The 1262-nt window shown below is 64.0% G+C and carries 1 protein-coding gene; it reads left to right on the plus strand.

All coding sequences use genetic code 11. The features are described from left to right. The coding region (locus EN879_RS36285; RefSeq protein ID WP_281034628.1) for a helicase-related protein at positions 1–1262 on the plus strand (1262 nt) is incomplete at both ends.

Genomic DNA, 1262 nt, shown 5'->3' on the forward strand with positions numbered 1-1262 from the left:
ACGCTTCTTCGAAGATCTGCGCTACGTCGTGCTCGACGAACTGCATTCGCTGGTGACATCGAAACGCGGGCATCTGCTCGCGCTCGGCCTGGCACGGTTGCGCAGCTTTGTCCCTGGTCTGCAAACCATCGGGCTATCGGCGACGGTGGCCGAACCTGACGAGTTGCGGCGCTGGCTGGTCAGCCAGAATCCACCCAAGGGTTCGACAGGCCATGACATGGCCGAACTGATCGTCGTCACCGGGGGTGCGAAACCGGAGATTTCCATCCTCGACTCCGAAGAGCGCGTGCCATGGGCGGGACATTCTGCGCGCTACGCCACGCCGGAAATCTATCGCGAAATCAAGCGCCACAAGACGACCCTGCTGTTCGTCAACACGCGCAGCCAGGCGGAGCTGCTGTTCCAGGAATTGTGGCGGGTCAACGAGGACACGTTGCCGATCGCGCTGCATCACGGTTCGCTCGACGTCGCCCAGCGCCGGCGGGTCGAGAAGGCGATGGGCGAAAACGCGCTGCGCGCCATCGTCGCCACCTCGACTCTCGATCTCGGCATCGACTGGGGCGATGTCGATCTGGTGGTGCATGTCGGCGCGCCAAAGGGGGCGAGCCGACTGGCACAGCGCATCGGCCGTGCCAACCACCGCATGGACGAGCCGTCCAAGGCGATCCTCATCCCCGCCAACCGCTTTGAGGTGCTGGAATGCCGGGCCGCCCTCGACGCGAACTATCTAGGCGCGCAGGACACGCCTCCGTTGATCAATGGCGGGCTCGATGTGCTGGCCCAGCATGTGCTCGGCTGCGCCTGCGGCGCGCCGTTCCGTGCCGATGACCTGTACGAGGAGGTGCGAACGGCAGCACCCTATGTCAGCCTCGACCGGCCGACATTCGACCGCGTCATCGACTTCGTTGCCACCGGCGGCTATGCGCTCAAGAACTACGAGCGCTATGCCCGCATCCGTTTGAACAAGGACGGGTTGTGGCGGGTGTCCAATCCGCGCGTCGCCCAGCAATACAGGCTGAATGTCGGCACCATCATCGAGGTGCCGGCGCTGAATGTTCGATATGTGCAGGCCGGCAGCAAAGGCGCGGCTTCGCGTGGCGGCCGGGTCCTCGGCAAGATCGAGGAGGCCTTCCTCGAAACGTTGACGCATGGCGACACGTTCATGTTCGCCGGCAAGGTGCTGCGCTTCGAGGGCATCCGCGAGAATGAATGCTTCGTGTCGAACGCGCCGGGCAGCGATGCCAAGGTGCCCTATTATGGAG

It is taken from the genome of Mesorhizobium sp. M7A.F.Ca.AU.002.02.1.1, assembly GCF_003998535.1.
In the GTDB taxonomy this organism is placed as follows: domain Bacteria; phylum Pseudomonadota; class Alphaproteobacteria; order Rhizobiales; family Rhizobiaceae; genus Mesorhizobium; species Mesorhizobium ciceri.